Annotated in this window: 10 protein-coding genes; 7 read left to right on the top strand and 3 right to left on the bottom strand. The window is 61.4% G+C overall.

Annotated elements, in window-relative coordinates; genetic code table 11:
* Positions 1–163: 163 nt before the first annotated feature.
* Together bcsA and CFR71_RS12280 are read left to right on the top strand one after the other, a co-directional pair.
* Positions 164–4,609 carry a UDP-forming cellulose synthase catalytic subunit gene (gene bcsA / locus CFR71_RS12285; RefSeq protein ID WP_239020402.1) on the top strand — a complete coding sequence of 1,482 codons (4,446 nt, stop codon included), beginning with the start codon at positions 164–166 and terminating at the stop codon, positions 4,607–4,609.
* 15 nt (positions 4,610–4,624) lie between these two features.
* The gene (locus CFR71_RS12280; protein ID WP_110531529.1) at positions 4,625–8,425 is read left to right on the top strand and encodes a cellulose synthase subunit BcsC-related outer membrane protein; all 3,801 of its coding nucleotides are present in this window, start codon (positions 4,625–4,627) and stop codon (positions 8,423–8,425) included.
* A 23-nt stretch (positions 8,426–8,448) separates the two neighbouring features.
* Here CFR71_RS12280 and CFR71_RS16585 read toward each other — a convergent pair whose 3' ends face one another.
* Entirely contained in the window at positions 8,449–8,604 is a 156-nt protein-coding gene (locus CFR71_RS16585; RefSeq protein ID WP_165829244.1) for a hypothetical protein, read from the bottom strand.
* A 161-nt stretch (positions 8,605–8,765) separates the two neighbouring features.
* Here CFR71_RS16585 and CFR71_RS12275 point away from each other — a divergent pair, with 161 nt between their 5' ends.
* Positions 8,766–9,797, top strand: coding sequence for a hypothetical protein (locus CFR71_RS12275; RefSeq protein WP_110531527.1), 1,032 nt, complete (start codon positions 8,766–8,768; stop codon positions 9,795–9,797).
* Positions 9,798–9,954: 157 nt separating this feature from the next.
* Here the strand turns inward: CFR71_RS12275 and CFR71_RS12270 are convergent, their stop codons facing one another.
* Both CFR71_RS12270 and CFR71_RS12265 read right to left on the bottom strand, forming a co-directional pair.
* Positions 9,955–11,670 (bottom strand): DUF885 domain-containing protein, encoded by a 1,716-nt coding sequence (locus CFR71_RS12270; RefSeq protein ID WP_110531525.1) that lies wholly within the window; start codon positions 11,668–11,670, stop codon positions 9,955–9,957.
* Between the two features lie 480 nt (positions 11,671–12,150).
* The gene (locus CFR71_RS12265; protein ID WP_110531549.1) at positions 12,151–13,047 is read right to left on the bottom strand and encodes a fructose bisphosphate aldolase; all 897 of its coding nucleotides are present in this window, start codon (positions 13,045–13,047) and stop codon (positions 12,151–12,153) included.
* Positions 13,048–13,939: 892 nt separating this feature from the next.
* Here CFR71_RS12265 and CFR71_RS12260 point away from each other — a divergent pair.
* The 4 genes from CFR71_RS12260 to CFR71_RS12245 all read left to right on the top strand — a co-directional run bounded on the left by CFR71_RS12260 (position 13,940) and on the right by CFR71_RS12245 (position 18,255).
* Entirely contained in the window at positions 13,940–14,980 is a 1,041-nt protein-coding gene (locus CFR71_RS12260) for a LacI family DNA-binding transcriptional regulator (protein WP_110531523.1), read from the top strand.
* An 85-nt stretch (positions 14,981–15,065) separates the two neighbouring features.
* A complete protein-coding gene (aroE, locus tag CFR71_RS12255; protein WP_110531520.1) occupies positions 15,066–15,929 on the top strand; it encodes a shikimate dehydrogenase in 864 nt (287 codons plus the stop codon).
* Positions 15,930–15,984: 55 nt separating this feature from the next.
* Positions 15,985–17,478 (top strand): sugar porter family MFS transporter, encoded by a 1,494-nt coding sequence (locus tag CFR71_RS12250; RefSeq protein WP_110531518.1) that lies wholly within the window; start codon positions 15,985–15,987, stop codon positions 17,476–17,478.
* A gap of 300 nt (positions 17,479–17,778) precedes the next feature.
* The gene (locus CFR71_RS12245) at positions 17,779–18,255 is read left to right on the top strand and encodes a hypothetical protein (RefSeq protein WP_239020401.1); all 477 of its coding nucleotides are present in this window, start codon (positions 17,779–17,781) and stop codon (positions 18,253–18,255) included.
* Positions 18,256–18,266 lie beyond the last annotated feature (11 nt).

Below are 18,266 nucleotides of genomic sequence, written 5' to 3'. Positions count from 1 at the left end.
CCATCCAGAATGCCTCCTTCAGAGAATGGTCTGCATCCTATGAATCACATTTTTAAACCGATGGGTACCCCGTGAGTCAGGCCAAACAATGGTTGGTATAAATCCTCACCGTGAAAGTGGTGTATTTTATGCAGGATATAATTTTCATTCAATGATCTTGCGCGTGTTGAAGTCCCCCGTCGTGTCGGGATTACTGTTCATCGTGCTGATGGCGGTAACATGTCTGACCTATCTGCCACCTGATCGGCAGTTATTCGTGGCAATTGGCGGCGTAATACTGTTTTTCCTTGTCCGCAGACATCAGGAACGATGGTCGCGCGGCTTTCTGATGGTGCTTTCCATTGTCGTGTCAGGCCGTTACCTGGTCTGGAGGTTCACATCGACGCTGGACCTTGACGGCACGTTGCAGCGCATTCTGGTGCTGGCGCTCGCGGTCTGTGAAATCTATACCACCTTTCGCGTCGGGTTTACCTATTTCCAGCTTGCATGGCCCCTGCGCCGACAGGTCCATCCCCTGCCGGAGGATACGGCCCTGTGGCCGGTCGTCGATGTGTATGTTCCCACTTACAATGAAGATATTTCCATCGTCCGGACCACGGTGCTGGGGTGCCTGTCCATGGACTGGCCCGCGGAAAAGCTGAATGTCTATATCCTCGATGACGGGCGGCGCCGCGCATTCCGTGATTTCGCCGAGCAGGTTGGCGCGGGCTATATCAACCGTGCGCAGAACATGCACGCCAAGGCCGGCAATCTCAATCATGCCATCGAGGCCACCAATGGCGACGTGATTGCGATTTTTGACTGTGACCATGTGCCCGTGCGCGGCTTCCTGAAGAAAACCGTCGGATGGATGATCGCCGACCCCAATCTGGCGCTGCTGCAGACGCCGCATCATTTCTATTCACCGGATCCCTTCCGGCGCAACATGAGCGAGGGCTGGCAGGTCCCGCCGGAAAGCAATCTGTTCTATGGTCTGTTGCAGGATGGAAATGATTTCTGGAATGCCACGTTCTTTTGCGGCTCCTGTGCGTTGCTGCGGCGCAAGGCGATCATGTCGATCAACGGTTTCGCCACCGAAACCGTAACGGAGGACGCGCATACCGCCCTGCGCATGCAGCGCAAGGGGTGGGGGACGGGCTATCTGCGCGAACCTCTGGCGGCGGGGCTGGAGACGGAAACCCTGGCCCTTCAGCTTGGGCAGCGTATCCGCTGGGCGCGCGGCATGTTCCAGATGCTTCGTATTGATAATCCGCTGGCGGGACGTGGCCTGCGCCTGACGCAGCGGATCTGTTACCTGGCGGCGTCCACGAATTACCTGTTCGCCCTGCCGCGCATGATGTTCCTGCTGGCGCCGCTGGCCTATCTTTTCCTGGGCGTCACGATGATCGCGGCCTCGCCGTACGAACTTGCGGTCTATGCGTTGCCGCATCTGTTTCATACGATCATGACCATGTCGCGCCTGCAGGGACGGTGGCGCTATTCTTTCTGGAGCGAGATTTACGAAACCGTGCTTGCGCCATTTCTCGTGCGCATGACTTTCATCACCTTTATCGCGCCGCACAAGGGCAGCTTCAACGTGACGGACAAGGGCGGCCTGCTGGACCGTGAACGCTTTGACTGGCGGGCGTCCTATCCCAACGTCATCATCGCGGGCATCCTGGGCGTGGGACTGGTTACGGGAATATGGTCCGCAATCGCCCATTATCATGAAACGCTTGTGTTCCGGGCCATGAGCGTCAATTCCGTTTGGGTGCTGTTCAGCCTGATAATCGTCCTTGGCGCTGTCGCGGCCGCCCGTGAAACGCGACAGCGTCGTCGTAATCACCGTGTGTCGGCATGCATCCCCTTCGAAATCGTGGATGACGGCGGGTATGTCCATGCATGCACCACTGTCGATGTCTCGATGGGGGGCTGTCAGCTGGCTGTCTCCTCGACAGGGCCATGGGCCGTGGGGGACAGGCTGGCCCTGCGGTGGTCACTGGCATCCGGCACTGTTGAAATGTGTGCCGTGGTTATCGCGCGGCGCGAGGGGCGTCTGCATCTGCAATGGGTCATTCCCGACATCGAGGCGGAAAGGCAGATTGTCGGCCTGGTGTTCGGGCGTGATGACGCGTGGTCGAAATGGTCCGATTTTCCCCCCGACAATCCGCTGCGCAGTTTTTACCTGCTGCTGCGCAGTATTGTCGCGCTGTTCCGTCCGTTCCCCAGGGATGAACCCACGGACCATGAACCCCCGGTGGAAGGGAAAACCGTCCCCGAAGAGCAGCTTCCGCGCCAGCGCCTGGTGATCCCGCCACGCCATGATGCCGCACGCGGTGCGGGCAGGACCGTGGTGATGGCAGTCGGCCTGGTACTGCTGCACTCGGCGGCATGGGCGCAGGCGGTGTCGGGCGGTCAGCCCGCGCCGGCGGGAAATGGATCGGTAAGCGCGATTGACGACGCGCATATGACCACGGCCGATGTAGGCGAGGTTTCGCGCCAGCCGGTGACGCGCACGCGCGCGTTTGCGGATATGGGCCATACGGATCCCATGGTGCTGCAGGCGGATGCGCCGCTTCATGGACTGCGTGCGAATGTTGGCCGCGATGCCATCGTCACCGATGCTCACCTGACCGTCATGGGGACCGTGCAGGTCCCGCACGCGCCTGATCGCGCCGCGATCGCCGTGACCGTCAACAATCAGGATGTCGGGGTTGTCTGCGTTTCGGGCAATGGTGGGTTCGGCCCGGTGGACCTTCCGGTCAGTCCCATGTTTTTCGATGTGCGCAACCGCGTCAATTTCCGCCTGTTCATGCGTCCCGTCTCAAATGCGGGGACGCAGGCACCCGCCTGCGGTCCGGATGCCTCCGCGCCGGTGGACGATATGGCGGCCGTTCATGATCCCGCCGCCCGGATATCCATTTCCCCCCGGTCCAGCCTGACATTGACGACCGTGGGACTGGTGCCGCACCGACTGCTGTCGGCCCTGCCATATCCTGTCATCGATCCCGACGCGGCACAGGCTGTCCCGGTGTTTTTCGTCCTGCCGGACGTGCCGGACCCGGCGATACTGGCGTCCGCCGGGATGGTGGCATCGTGGCTGGGGGTGCAGACGCGCAACACCCGCATTCATTTCGAGGTCGGGGCCCAGGCGCCACGGCAAGGCAATGCGATCATGATGGCATCCGACCTGCCGGGGCCGTGGGGGGAGCATCCCGCAGGGCCGAGCGTGGCGGCCATTGCAAATCCGTACGATAGATTTGGCACCCAGCTTGTGGTGACGGGGCGTACCACGGCGGAGGTCGGGACGGCGGCACGCGCACTGGTGCTGGGGGCGGAACATGACGAATCAGGATCACATGCGATGGCCCCCGTCGTGGTGGCGCCACCGCGCAGGCCGTACGATGCGCCCGGTCTGGTCCGGACGGATCGGCCCGTAACCTTTGGCGAGCTGGTGTCCACGGCGGCCCTGCGCACCAATGGCCTGACGTCAAAAAAAGTGGAAATCTCCCTGTCCCTTCCGCCCGATCTCCGGTCGTGGCGTTCAAGGCCGTTCATGGCCCGCCTGATGTTGGAGGCACCGGGCGGCGATGTGCTGGACCGTGCGAAATCCCATGTAAGCGTCATGATGAACGGGATGTTCCTGCATTCCTATTCGCTGGCGCCGTGGTCCCTCAACCCGTTTCGCAAATCTGGCGCACCGGTGGAACACGTCCTGGAACTGCCGGTATGGAACATGTCGGAACATAACCGGCTGGACCTGTATTTCGACGTTCATCCCCGTCATGGCGGGGGGGGCGCGGCCCAGGCATCCGACGCGGTGGTGGAACTCGACCCTTCCTCGACCATGGATTTTTCCAAATCGCGGCATTTCGCCGTCCTTCCTGATATCGCGATGTTCGCGCAGGCCGGTTTCCCGTTTTCGCGCATGGCCGACCTGTCGGAAACCACCGTCGTGATTCCGCCGCGACCCGCGCCCGATACCATCGGCGCGTTTCTGGACATGATGGGGTTCATGGGTGCGCTCGACCGTTACCCCACGACGGGCCTTGACGTGCGCACGACAGACATGCCCCTCGACATGTCGGTGACGGGCGACATCCTGGTTTTTTCACCGCTGAAAGATCTCGGGAACGCCAGCAGCGCCCTGTCCCTTGCGGGCTACCGGCGCAAGGACACCCCGGCCACACGCGTCATGCGCTGGCTGGCTCACCCGCTGTCAGGCGGGAATGTCGCGCCTGCCTTCGTGAACCTTGATGAGGGCGCCGTGGTTGCCGCGCAGTCGCCCTTTGCCGCGCATCGTTCCGTGGTCGCCGTGTTGGGGGCGACACCCGCGGCATTGTCCGCCATCGTGCGCGACCTGCGCGATCCGGCGGATCTGGCGCGGTTTCAGGGGGACATGGTGGTTCGCCATGGCGCGCGGCTGGATGATTACCGCACCGGCGGGATCTATACCGTCGGCAGCATGCCGGCATGGATGCTGCCGGACTGGTATCTGGGCGGCCATCCACTGCTTCTGTGCCTGATCGGGATGCTGACGGCGGTATGTGGCACCTCGTGCGCCATATCGCTCCTGAGCGCGCGTAGCAGGCGGCGCATCCTTGACCACGACCTGACCGGCGATCTGTAGCAGAGGAACCTCACCATGTCCGATGGACCTTCCATGCCCTGCTGCATGTCGCGTGCCGCTGCGTCCTGGCATGACGTGCGCAGGTGGGGCGGGGCTGCCATTGCCGGCATGCTTGGCCTGTCCATTCCCATGGCGCAGGCGCAGACATCCGCGAATTATGCCGAAAGCATCCTCAACCAGCAGATAGAGGAGGGGGCGTTCTGGATCCATCATGGCGATGACATGCACGCCCTGCATGCGATCGAACGCGCGCTGCGCATAGAGCCGGATAATATCGAGGCCCGGCTGATGCTGGGGGCGATCGAGGTGCACCAGCGGGATTTTCCCGCCGCGCGCGCCACATTGCAGATCCTGCGGGCGGAAAAGGGAACGGCACAGCAGATTGCGGCCCTGCAGGGATGGATCGACGGCGGGACAGTCGATCCCGCCGCGCTGGCGCATGCCCGTTCGGTGGCGGATCACGGTACGCCACTGCAGGCGGCGGTGCAGTATCGCGCGGCCTTTCGCGGAACGCACCCGCTGCCTGAACCGGAGCTGGAATATGACCGCGTTCTGTCCGGTTCGCTTGTGGGATATGTCGAGGGGACGGACCGCCTGAAGGTCATGCGCGCCATCATGCCGCACGATCTCCAGGCGCGCGTGGCGCTGGATCAGGCGATGAGCTATCGTCCGGCAAGCCGGGCGGCCGCCATCGCGGACATGCGCGCCCTGGCGGAAACTCCCGATACGCCTTCTTTCATCCGCGATGAAATCGTCCAGTCGTGGCGCAAGGCGCTGGAATGGATGGGAACCGACCCACAGGCCGAGCCGTACTACCGGGAATGGCTGGGCCTGCATCCGGATGACAGCGTCATCCGCACCCGTCTGGAAACCGTGATCACCGCGCGGGCCGAGGCGGAGCGGCTGGCCATGGTCGGGACGGGATACCGGGCGCTGGCGCATGGTGATCTGGATCAGGCGGACCACGATTTTCACGGCTCCATGGCGTCCGGCACCCCCGAACCCGCCGCGCTGGAGGGGCTGGGCCTGGTGGCGCAGCGTCGCGGCGACCTGAAGGCCGCGCGCGCGTTCCTGATGCAGGCGCGCGCGCTGGCACCTTCCGATCCGGGAATCGGCAAGGCACTGGCGGGGCTGGACGCCCCCGCCATTGATCCGCAGCTTGCGCAGATGTGGGCGCTGGTGGCGCACCATCGGTATGATGAGGCCTGGGCCATGGTGCCTGCCGTGGAAAGGACGCATGGCCGGATCGCGGATACGGTGCGCGTAAGGGCCATCGTCCTGCAGTCGCGCCATCAGCTTGCAGCGGCAGAGGCGGCCTGGCGGGAAGTCCTGCGCCTTGTTCCCGGCGACCTGCCGACCATTGCCGCGCTTTCGGACGTGCTGATGGATGAAGGCAGGACGGACGAGGCGGCGGGCTGGGTCACAAGGCTGGTGGCGGAACGTTATCCCGGGGTTGCCGCCCTGCAGGCACGTCTGCTGGCAGCCCGCGCCGATGCGCAGACGGATCCGCGCCTGCGGGCCGAACTTCTGGAAGAAGCGGTGGACAAGGCACCGCATAATGGCTGGCTACGGCTGCATCTTGCGCAGCTGTGGCTGACGCAGGGGCAGGCCAGCCGGGCGCGCGCGCTGATGGCGGGACTGTGTGATCCAACACCCTCAGGTAACGAGGGCCTGCAGGTCTGTTTCGCCTTCGCCTTGCAGGAACAGGACATGTCGCGCGCCGACATGCTGCTGGCCCGCATGCCGCGTACGGCCATTACGCCCGATATGTCCGATGGCGTGGCGCAGGTGGTGCTGTGGCGCCAGATCCGCGACCTGCCGACAGCGGACGCGCAGGCGCTGCCCCTGCTGGAACGGATGGACATTGCGCCCGACCAGGAAGGCACGCATGCGCGTCTGGTGGTCGAGGCCATGTTGCGGCACCATGCCACGAATGACGCCATCGGAAGGGTGCTGGCCCGCGCGCTGGAGCAGAGTGCAGGGCATGTCAGCGTCAACCAGAGCCTGTCCTATGCGGGCCTGTTCCTGCAGGTGGGTGATCTGGCCGCGATGCAGCGTGTGCTGAATGGCATTCCCGCCATCACGATGGGGCAGGCCCTGACCCCGACGCAGGCGCGGGATCTGCATGCGTTGCAGGCCAGTCTTGTCATCGCGCAGGCGGATCATGACAATCTGGAGGGGCATCCCGATCTGGCGCAGCGCCTGCTTGACCCGCAACTGGCCCGCAGGCCGGCGGATGTGGCCCTCCTTCTGGCGCGTGGACGGGTAGAGGCCGCCCGCCAGCAGCCCGCGCTGGCGCTGGTTTATGATCGCAGGGCCCTTGATGTCCAGCCGGATGACAGGATGGCCCAGGCCACCTTCGCGCGGGACAGTCTGGCGGCCGGACATGAAAAGGCCGCCCGTGAAATGGCCCGCACGCTGGAGGCCCGGTATCCGAAATGGGGGGATGCCTGGGAAATCCAGGCGGAGCTTGACGGCGCGGGGGGACATGACCGCAGGCGCCTTGACGACCTGCAACGCGCGCGGGGGCTGGACTGCGCGCCGTCGCAATCCGATGACGACGCCATCGGACATGGCGCGCGGGTTGATGTGGGCTGTGCCCCGTATCGTCCAAGCGCCCGCGATGAATGGCCTGATATCGGCACGCAGTTCGTGCCCGACATGGGGGCGGCCATGCCGGAGACGTATCATTATGACCCGCGCCTGACGCCCGTTCAGGCACTGGACCGGCAAAGCGACTACCTCTCGCGGGCGCTGGCGCCACAGGCGGATGGCAATGTGGAAATCCGCGACCGTTCGGGGCAGTCGGGTCTGGGACACATGACGGTGGTCAACATTCCCATGACCGCCACCCTGCCGCTGTCGTCCACGCAGCAGCAGGTTTCTTTCTCCGTCATGCCCAGCGTGCTGATGTCCGGCGACCCGCTTTCCTCATCCGCCACGGCGCGGCAGTACGGCAGCGTTGCCACGAATGGCGTGCGATCGGGGTTCCGCATGCCTGCCGCGGCGGCCGGGGTGGCGGTGTCGGTGCATTATCAGCGCAGGTGGCTGGCGGCGGACGTGGGAACGACGCCGCTGGGCTTCGCCACGACGAACGTGCTGGGCGGACTTGAATTCACGCCGCATCTGACGCGTCATCTGGTCCTGCGGCTGACGGGCGAACGTCGCGCGGTGACCGACAGCCTGCTGGCCTATTCCGGGGCGCGTGATCCGGGAACGGGCCGCATCTGGGGCGGGGTGACCCGCAATCGCGGCCATGGGCAGCTCGAATGGGGGCAGGCCAGCTACAACCTGTATGCTGGCGGTGGTTACGCGGTCATGCAGGGGACCAATACGGTCGCCAACCATGAAACCGAAGCAGGGGCGGGGGGATCAGCGCTGGTGTGGCACCAGCATGAGGCCCATCACCTGCGGCTGGGGCTGGATCTGGTCTATTTCGGGTATCGCCGCAATACATACTTCTTTACCTGGGGGCAGGGGGGATACTTCTCCCCCCATGCGTTCCTGGCGGCACTGATGCCGCTGACCTATGACGGGCATGCCGGGCGATGGACATGGATGTTCAAGGGGGAAGGCGGCTACCAGCATTATACCGAAAATGCGACCGCGATGTTCCCGCTGGGCGAAGGTGGGATTCATGGCAGGGAGAAATATGCCGGGCAGTCAACGGGGGGCCTGGCAGGCAGCGCACAGGCGCGCGCGATCTATCAGTTGACGCCCGCGCTTCGTCTTGGCGTGGAAGGCGGCTATTCCCGGTCCGGAAGCTGGGATGAAGTGCATGGCATGTTCATGATCCACTATGCGCCGGGGCTGTAGGAACATGACGCGGGGGACCGCCTTTATCGCCGGTTCGTGCCGGGGTGCTGGCGCGAAGAGGCGTCGTGGTCATATTCCTCATGCCAGTAGATGGGATGGCGCGAGCGATGCGGGTCATGGCAGCCCGCAACGGTGGCGGCAAGCGGCAGCAGGATGAAGATACCGAAAACGCGTTTCATGAAAACCTCCCGGTAACTGCGGAATGCAACGCCGCATTATCGGGAAGGTTCGGCAGGACGGAAAATGCCGCAGGTTGCCTCATTTTCCCTCTGGCCAATGCAAGGGAAAAATATAATCATATTGTAACGGTCAGCCCGGACCATATCGGAAAGACAGGGCAATGCGCAGCCGACTTATTCTGGCCTTTTCTGTTTTCGGCCTGTTCATGATGCCATTTTCCCCTGCCGGGGCACAGGATCTTTCCCGGTGCATTACCGGCAGTGTCGTCCTGCCATTGCTGGGTGGGGCGGGGGACGGTCCCATTATTCCCGTGCGCGTCAACGACCATGACGTCGGAATGTATATCAGTCCCGATTACGACAAAATCTATGTCCGTGAAACCCGGGATATCCGCTTTCCCGATAAGGAAATGCCAGCCACACTGGACCTGAACGGGTATCATTACGAGGAAGTGGATTATATCGGCATCAAGGACCTGCAGATTGGCGGAGCCGATCTGGGGGCGGTCAATGGCATCCTGATCCGGGGGGGCAGCGTGCAGTCGGCAGGGGGCCGTCCCGTGATCGGCGTCATCGGGCAGATGGTGCTTTCACGTATGCTCGTCCTGCTCGACATGCCTCATGGGGAGGTGATGTACATCACCACCAGTAACAATGCGGGATGCGATGATGTCGGCCAACAGATCCTGGGGGACAAGGCGCGTTCCGTCCGCCTGGACGGGGACTTCCAGATTCCGGCTGTCATTGATGGAAAGAAACGATGGTTTTCCATGAACCCGGATCTGGATGTGACTTCCGTGCCGACAAGTTGGGATGACCTTCCCGAAGTTGCCCATCCGACCCTTGTCAGGGCGGAAAAGACGATTACCCGTTTTGACAGGTTCCTGACAGCGGGGCGGGAAGTAAAAATCAAAGATTTCGAGATTGGCGGAGAACGCATCAAGGACGATACTGTCGTTCTGCAACGTGATATCATGACCGGGCATATCGGGATGCCTTTTTTCGCGGACCGCGTTGTCCTGTTCGATTATCCGCATGGGCGCTTTTACTTCAAGTCCACTACGGCCGGTCCACGGCCTGCGGGGCACCACCTCCATTTCACGCAGACCTTTACAACGCATGTATCTGTCGTGGACAGGGGGGATAAGGCAGTCAATGTCGTGACCGCCGATAAAAAGGGAAAATCAGGCTGAATATGCACGGATTGATCTGAAATCCTGTTTCCGAAACAGCCTGTCATCATAAAGAAGTTTTTGGTGAAGCTTTTTTCAGAAAGCTTCAGGGGGTGTCGCCTTCTGTAAAAAAGGCGACACCCCGAAACGTTTACTGCCCTTTTGTCGGGGCGTTCTTTTACAGCATGGGGTCATCCCGTCCGGTCATTTCACGGCGGATGATGGGCATGGGCACAAGGCCGGAGCCCAGCAGCGAGTCATGGAATGCCTTCAGGGAGAACGCCTTGCCTTCATTCTTGCGCATGTCGTCACGCAGGTGAAGGATCATGAGCTTGCCGAGCAGGTAGGAATAATAACCGGGATCGGCCGTGCCGCGACGGGCCTCCTTGTACGCCATGACGGAGGACTGGTAGCATTCCTTCTGCATCAGATTTGTCGCGTCGGCCAGGCTCATGCCCTGGGTATGCATCCCGAACGATGCAAGGAAACGGCAGTCACGCAGCAGGGCGTCCTGCAACTGCGCAAGATGCAGTTTGGGATCCTGTGCGTGGAATCCCTGCTCGATCATCATCTGTTCGGTGTAATGCGCCCACCCTTCGGTGGTGGCATAGGACCGCCCGTCCTTGCGGGTCAGCGACCAGTCGGGATTGGCGCGCAGGTACAGCCCCTGCACGAAATGGCCCGGCATGGCTTCATGCACGGTGACGTTGAGCATGGACGGGGTATTGGCGTCCTCAAGCGATTCCTCAGCCTTTTCCGGGCTGAGTTTCGGGTCGATCGGCGTCACGTAGTAAAAGGATGTCGTGGCCTTGGTCTCGAACGGGCCGGGCCAGTCCGTTGCCGCCGTAATCATGGAACGTTCGAAACCTGGCGTATCGGTGACCACGGGCAGCGTGGTGTTGGGCAATGTCACGAGGTTATGTGACATCACGAAGCCCTGCGCATCGGTAAGCTGGGTGCGCACCAGCTGGTTCAGGGCATCGGCCGCGACATGGTCCTTGCGGATTTCGGCCAGGGCCTGATCCGGGTGGCGGCGATCGATCTGGCGTTCAGCCGCATGGAATGCGGCCTGATCGCGGGCAAGCTGCGCACGGCCAGCCTTGATGATGGTGTCTATAGGCGTGTTGACCATATCGGCGGCAAGCATCGCGCGGATGGTATCGGCGCCAAGCACGAATGTGCCGGACGGTTTGATGGCGTTAAGCGCCGTCTGGAATTTCGCAAGGGCGGCAAGCGTCGCCTGCGTGCTGGACCTGAGCTGGGCCTGCAATTTGTCGTCTTTCACGCTGGCGAAGGCGGCAGGCACGTTGTCACGCACGAAAACGATCGTGCCTTCCAGATCTTCCCTGGAAATCTCGACGAAAATCGCGGGAACCTGTTCAAGCTGCCTTTCGCCCCTGGCCAACATGGCGGGGATCTGCCTTTCACGGGCGATGACGTCTTTCATCCGGACGGGCAGGGGGGCGAAATCACGGTCGATCAGGCTGTAGAGCGCGTCGGTGGCAAGGGTGATGTAAAAATCCGGATTATGGCGAAAGGGCTGTATGCGTTCGTTCGTGATCAGTTCCAGATCGATATCCGCCTTGAGGATATCGCGATCGTCCTGCCTGCGTTGCGGCAGGGCGGAGACATCGAGCGCATCCAGCGCATCACGTTCGCGATGAAGGCGCTTCGTCTGCGCGCCTATGGCGCTGATCGAGACATTGTCCAGCTTTGCGTCCGTATCATGGATGCCAAGTGAGGTGGACGTAACCGGGCTTGCTGCCCATTCAGCCTTGAAATGCGCCGTTTCAAGGGAATCCAGCGAAGGTGCGGGACCTGCCCCCATTGTGGCGAAGGCGGCGGTGAAAGCCAGAAGGAGGCGTCGGGTGGTGGGCCGTGGGAATATTTTCATGCCGTCATGATATGGCGGTGATGGGTTGTTCGTAAACCAAAATGGATTGAGGCGTCATGCCGCCTGATTCAAAAAACGACCAGTGGGAAAAAAGGAGCGCAACGCTGTGGGGAACAGCGACGATCATCCCGATATCCATAACGGGAGGAGACTGTTTGAAAACAGCCGGCTGATGAAAAATAACAAAAGTTTTTGGGTATCGTCTTTTTTAAAAAGGCGATGTTTCTTGCAGCTTTTTGGGAAAAGCTGCACCAAAAACTTCTATAATTGTCAGGGTATTACGTGATCCGCCTTTTCAAGCAGACTTTAAGAAAGCCAATCATCGCCCGGCCCATTGGGGGATTCGAACTGTCAGCAATGACAGAGGCGGGGACTGAGTGGATGGCGTCCCATGAAGGCTGGTTTTTGCAGCACCAGCCTTCATGTCGGATCGCATCGCGCCCTTACCGGGGGCGTGACTCAATTCACCGGCGGCAAACCTCAGCTTTTCTGGGTCGAAGCCGCGTAAATCTGGTCGATGGATTTTGCAAGCGCCGCGTCGAATTCCGCATCGGTCATGGTATAGCGCAGATCTTCGAGCAACGCGCGGGAGAAGCTGGCGATCATGCCATGGTTGGCCGACAGGCGCTGGCAGGCTTCATCGCGCGGGTAGCCACCGGAAAGCGCCACCACACGCTGCACGCGCGGATGCTTGATGAGGTCGAGGTAAAGGTCCGCCTTTTCCGGGATCGAGACCTTGATCATCACCTGATAGTCACCGGGAAGCGCGTCCAGCCCACGATGCAGTTCATCATGCAGCAGGGTTTCCGCCCCGGCCTTGTCCGGGCTTTTGATCAGGACTTCGGGTTCCATGATGGGCACAAGTCCCCGCGCCGCGATCTGCTCCGCAAGGCTGAACTGCTGCTTGACGATCGCCGCCACGCCTTCGCGTTCGGGCAGGCGGATGACGGAACGCGCCTTCGTGCCGTAAATGCCCTTGCTGATCGCCTGATCAAGAAGGGCCTCCAGATTCGGAATGGGCTTCATCATCTGGACGCCGCCCGCTTCGGGTTCCAGGCCCTTGTCAACCTTCAGGAACGGGACGACGCCCTTGTCCTTCCACAGGTAGGTGGGAACGGGCGTGTCCTTTACCAGCCCGTTCATGGTCTGCTCGAACAGGATGGCTGCAATGATCTTCTTGCCCGTAAAGGCCGGGGCGGTAATGACCCTTACCCGCATTTCATGCATGAGGGCGAACATCTGCGCATCGGTGCTGTAGGCGCTGTCGGGAATGCCGTAATGCCGCAGCGCGCCCGGCGTGGAGCCGCCGCTCTGGTCCAGGGCCGCGATAAAACCCTTATTTTCCGACATGTTCCGACGCATCTGATCAAGAGGCATGATGATCTGTCCTATGTTCGTATATCTCATCAGGGTGATGAGGGAACATTATATATAATGTCCTGTGCGCTCAGTGACAGATAGGTTAAAATATAGGTGAATGAGCGTAAATACAAAAAGCGCGGACGGGTTTTCACGGTTGCTGGCGATAACTCCATCAGCCATGAGCAGCGGACGTGGCTGCCCTGTGTACGGTTCCGTCATTTGCCGGCAGGAAATCTTTTCAGGTTGATGCAGGCCTGATCCAACGCAAAACTTTGCGAAGTTCCATGAGTGCATGGCGCCCTCATGGACGCGAAACGGGCGATCGGCCTGCGGCCTGCGTATTGGCTGCCCATGGTGGAACATGCGGGAGTATCACGCAAAGATGGGCTTCGTTCCCTGTCCGGCCCCGTCGATGGGCGGGACGGCTGGATTTCGGGAGGATGGGGGAAGATCTGATTATTACGTGATATGTTCTATCTGTTTTTTTAAAGATCCGCAGTGCGGGTACCCTTCCGATAAACCTGCAATGGGTCCCGGAAGCATGATCTATGAACATGAAGCCCCGGATTTATTCGCATTATGAAAATGATCCAGCACAATAAGGGAAAATACGGATATTGTGTTTGCTGTCATCAGACTTCCCTCCGGATTTTTGCAGGATTTACCGCCTTTTCCCAATCAGGATGCCCTTTCTGATTGTTGGGCAGTCATATGGATAAATCTTTCAAGACAGAAAGAACCCGATACCGCCGGTGCGGGCCATTGTCAGGCCACCGTCGCTTTCATGCGCGGTTCCGGTCGCTTCCAATGTTCCGGTATGTGTCGGAAAATGGATATCTTTTCCCCTGGACGATAAATCCACTGACGGAACGGGCGGGTCGCGATACGATGCCGCAGGGGGAGTTGCATGAGCCTTGACAAGCATGGGAAAGCCGCCATTCGTGCCGTGACCTCCACCGATGTCGCCCGCATGGCAGGGGTGTCCCAGTCGGCGGTGTCGCGTGCGTTTTCCCCCGATGCCAGCATCTCGGCCCGCACCAAGCAGAAGGTGCTGGCGGCTGCCGCCAGCCTGGGGTACCGACCCAACCGTATCCCGGCCATCATGCTGTCTGGTCGGTCATACATTGTGGGCGTGGTCATCGGGGGGCTGGAAAATCCATTCTATGCCACGGCGCTTGAACGTCTTGCGGTCGCTTTGCGCGAAAGCGGCCTTCAGGTGCTGCTTGTGCATGTGGATGATGCCCTGACGCTCGACAGCGCGCTTGACCAGCTGCTCAGCTACCGGATCGATGCCGTTGTCACCTCCCTTGCCATCGGTTCGAAATCGGTGGCGCGGGCGCTGTCCCAGCTTCGCATCCCGGTTGTCTGCTTCAATTCGTCCCTTGTGGGACCATGGATTTCAACCGTGAATTCCAACAATCATGGCGCGGGCCTTGTCGCGGCGCGGCTGATGGCGCGGCGTGGGGTCACGCATCCCGTATGGCTGGCCGGTCCTGTGCGGAACACAGCCTCCCGCGCGCGGGGGGAGGGGTTCTGTCACGGATTGCGCGAGGCAGGCATGCCAGTGGCCGACCTGACCCGCCTGCAGGGCGACGATACATATGACAGCGGGTATGAGGCCGTGATCGACCTGTGGAAACGCAATATCCGGCCGGATGGTATTTTTTCCAGCAATGACATGATGGCCTGTGGCGTGATTGACGCCCTGCGCGAACGGATGGGCCTGCTCTGCCCGCGCGATGCGGTCATCGTGGGGTACGACAACATCCCCCAGGCGGCATGGCGCAGCTTCGACCTGACATCCTTCGACCAGCATACCGAGCAGATGGTAACGCGCGCCATGGACCTGCTTGATGAGGCGCTCGGGGCGAAGGATACGCCCCTTTCACGTACCCATGTCGTTGACGCGCAGTTGATCGAACGCGGCAGCACGGCCTGTAGCGAATGATGATTAGGGCTTGCACCCGGATGCAAAAATCGTCTTGTTTTGCATAGCTATGCAATCTGCATCCTCCATCCATCGGGAACGCCGTATGAGCAACCAGAATTTCCGCAGCATCCTTACCGGGTCATTTTCCACGCCCTGCGCCGACAATCCCACCGTCGCCATGATCGAGGCCGCGTATCGCCATGCCGGGATCGATGCGCGCTATATCAACTGTGACGTCAAGGCCGGGAACCTGGCCGCGGCGGTCCGGGGCGCGGTGGCGATGGAATGGGTGGGCTTCAACTGCTCCCTGCCGCACAAGGTGGCCGTGATCGAATACCTGGACGAACTGGCCGAGGCCGCGCGGATTATCGGCGCCGTGAACTGTGTTACCATTCGTGACGGCAGGCTGGTTGGCAACAATACGGACGGCAAGGGGTTTCTTGCCTCCCTCAGGGAGGTGATCGATCCGGCAGGCAAGAAGGTCTTCCTGCTGGGTGCCGGCGGCGCGGCCCGGGCCATTGCCGTTGAACTGGGACTGGCGGATGTCGCCCATATCACCGTGGTCAATCGTGACCCGGCGAAAGCCGAAACCATCGCCGCACTGGTGCGCGACAATACCAAAAGCGACGCGACCGCCCGCCCATGGGTGGGAAATGCCCGCGTTCCCGAAGGCACCGATATCGTCATCAACGCCACGTCGGTGGGGCTGGGCGATGCCGACGCCATGGTGGATGTCGATCCGGATACGCTGGCAAAGGGACAGGTCGTGGCGGATGTCATTCCCAATCCCCCCATGACCCGTTTCCTGCGCGAAGCACGGCAGCGTGGCTGCACGCCGCTTGATGGTCTTGGCATGCTGGTCAACCAGGGCGTGATCGGTGTGGAGCTGTGGCTTGGCGCGACGCTTGATGCGGGCGTGATGAAACAGACCCTGCGCGATATTTTCGGTGCGTCCGACGCAGGCTGATCAACGGCCCCTTTTGCCGCAGGGAAATTTGCCACAGGGAAAAAGGAACCCCGGCATGTCCACGATCCCGGATATTCAGGACACATCGCGTTACCATGCCCATAAACGTGCCCTGTCCGCCCTGGCGGCCATCGTGCACCGGGGGGACCAGACCCTTTCGCCGCGCCGGTATGTCTCCATCGCCGCCGCGGTCGCCGCCGTCGGGGGGCTGTTATTCGGATACGATACCGGGATCATCGCCTCTGCCCTGATTTTCGTGACGCAGACCTTTTCCCTGTCCACGGCAGGGCAGGAATGGGTGGCGGCGGCCCTGAATATCGGGGCGGTTTTCGGCGCCCTGCTCAGTGGCCCGATATCGGATCGGTGGGGCCGTCGGCCGGCCATCATGGGGGCTGCGGGCATCTTCATCGCGGCATCGCTGGGATGCGGGCTTGCGCCCGATGTCAGCACCCTGATCGCCGCGCGCCTGTGGCTGGGCGTGGCGATTGGCGCGACGACGCAGATCGTGCCGGTCTATGTCGCTGAACTGGCCCCGGCGTCCCGGCGTGGCGGGCTGGTGTCGCTGTTCCAGCTTGTCTTTTCGCTTGGCCTGCTGCTGGCTTTCTTCGTCGGGTATGAACTCTCCGGCGGTGTCGAATCATGGCGGGCGATGTTCATGCTGGGGGCCATTCCGGCAATCCTGCTTGCCCTTGGCATGCTCTTCCTGCCGGAAAGCCCGCGCTGGCTGCTGCACCATGAACGTGAACAGCATGCCGTCTCGATCCTGTACAGGCTGCGCGGGCACAAGGATGTTGTCCGGCAGGAACTCGACGATGTCCTGACGGTCGATGCGGGGCAGACCGCCGGGGCCAGCGGGTCCAGCCTGCGGCAGCGCTGGATCCGCCCGGCCCTGGTCGCGGCGTTGGGGGTGGCCGCCTTTTCCCAGCTGTCCGGCCCCAACGTGATCGTCTATTACGCCCCCATCATCCTGTCGCAGGCGGGCCTTGGCCATTCGGCGGCGCTGCTGACATCGGTTTCGGTGGGCGTTACGTCCACGATCACGACGGCCATGGGCATCGCGCTGATAGACCGGGTCGGGCGTCGCCGCATGATGCTGTGGATGCTGCCGGTCGCGGCACTGTCGCTGTTCGTGCTGGGGGCCGTGTTCCTCAGCCCCGCGCCGCTTGTCGGGGTGCGGCTGGTCCTGATGGTCGTATCGCTACTTGGGTATATCTTCTTTAATTTCGGATCGCTGTCCGTGGCGGTATGGCTGATCGCGGCCGAAGTCTTTCCCCTTTTCGTCCGCAGCAAGGCAATGGGCATGGCGAGTGCGACGGTATGGCTGTCCGATACGCTCGTCTCCCTCGTCACGCTGTCGCTGGTGCAGGCGCTGGGCACGACGGGCACGTTCTGGCTGTTCGGTTTCATCAATGTCGCGGCCTTTGTGTTCGTATGGAAATACGTGCCTGAAACCGCCGGGACCACGCTGGAGGAAATTGAAACCGCGCTGCGCTCCGGAACGTTTTACACCCATGTCGGCAATCACGTCGCCACGCAGCGGAAATCCTGAACGCGAAGGTATGGCCGGGCCATTCAGCCGGTCCGGTTTTCATGTCCTGCATGCCCCGCCCGCGGTTATGGCCGTGCGCGGGATCGCAGGCGGAGGAATGAAAAAGAAGTAATCATCCCGGTTTGTCTGTCGGAATGGCCGGGTTTTATTGTAATGATAATCATTTTCATAATAAGGTTTCACGGAACTTCCCATCTATAGGAAATCCGTTCATGTTCGCGTCAGCTTTCCCTGTTATCAACATGGCGTCATCATGATGATGGCGCGGGTCCAATATATGCAGGGGAATGGCCACACATTATGCGATGGATATTTCTGGCCGGCCTGCATGCACTCTGCATTTTCTTTCTGATCCTGCCGGCCGCGCGGGCGCAGGGCGGCACCGAGGGCATATGCATGACAGTCCATCAGGGGATCCGGCTGCATGTCGATGGCATGTATGGCGGGTATCCCCACTCCGTCCTGCGTGACGCGGTGCTTCAGGGTGTCGCCTGTCCGTCTGGCGAAGGGGAACTGCATGCCTTCAGCCAGATTGCCTCCCCGTCGCCCCATCTGCGTATTGCCGTCGTGCGGCCCATGGGACAGGGACAGCAGGGATCGATTTCCGCCCGCCTGTTCGCGCAGGGGCACTTTGTCATTGGCGAGCGTATGTCCCTCTCGCCCCTCGCGCATTCCCAGTCTCCATTTTCGGTGACTTCCGACGTCAATCTCATGATGGCGCGGCTGTGGAGCGACCTTGCCGCCCGGATCGCGCATGGCGGTTCCGTTATTCCATGACGCGCAAAGCC

This window comes from Novacetimonas pomaceti, from assembly GCF_003207955.1.
GTDB classification, from domain to species: domain Bacteria; phylum Pseudomonadota; class Alphaproteobacteria; order Acetobacterales; family Acetobacteraceae; genus Novacetimonas; species Novacetimonas pomaceti.
The sequence above is the reverse complement of the archived record's forward strand: the minus strand, read 5'-3'. Positions and strand labels throughout refer to the sequence as shown.

Excerpts from the sequence above, each read along its gene's own strand:
- CFR71_RS12245 (WP_239020401.1), top strand. The coding sequence starts at position 17,779 with ATGCGATGGATATTTCTGGCCGGCCTGCATGCACTCTGCATTTTCTTT.
- CFR71_RS12270 (WP_110531525.1), bottom strand. The coding sequence starts at position 11,670 with ATGAAAATATTCCCACGGCCCACCACCCGACGCCTCCTTCTGGCTTTC.
- CFR71_RS12260 (WP_110531523.1), top strand. The coding sequence starts at position 13,940 with ATGAGCCTTGACAAGCATGGGAAAGCCGCCATTCGTGCCGTGACCTCC.
- CFR71_RS12265 (WP_110531549.1), bottom strand. The coding sequence starts at position 13,047 with ATGCCTCTTGATCAGATGCGTCGGAACATGTCGGAAAATAAGGGTTTT.
- aroE (WP_110531520.1), top strand. The coding sequence starts at position 15,066 with ATGAGCAACCAGAATTTCCGCAGCATCCTTACCGGGTCATTTTCCACG.
- CFR71_RS12280 (WP_110531529.1), top strand. The coding sequence starts at position 4,625 with ATGTCCGATGGACCTTCCATGCCCTGCTGCATGTCGCGTGCCGCTGCG.
- CFR71_RS12250 (WP_110531518.1), top strand. The coding sequence starts at position 15,985 with ATGTCCACGATCCCGGATATTCAGGACACATCGCGTTACCATGCCCAT.
- CFR71_RS12275 (WP_110531527.1), top strand. The coding sequence starts at position 8,766 with ATGCGCAGCCGACTTATTCTGGCCTTTTCTGTTTTCGGCCTGTTCATG.
- CFR71_RS16585 (WP_165829244.1), bottom strand. The coding sequence starts at position 8,604 with ATGAAACGCGTTTTCGGTATCTTCATCCTGCTGCCGCTTGCCGCCACC.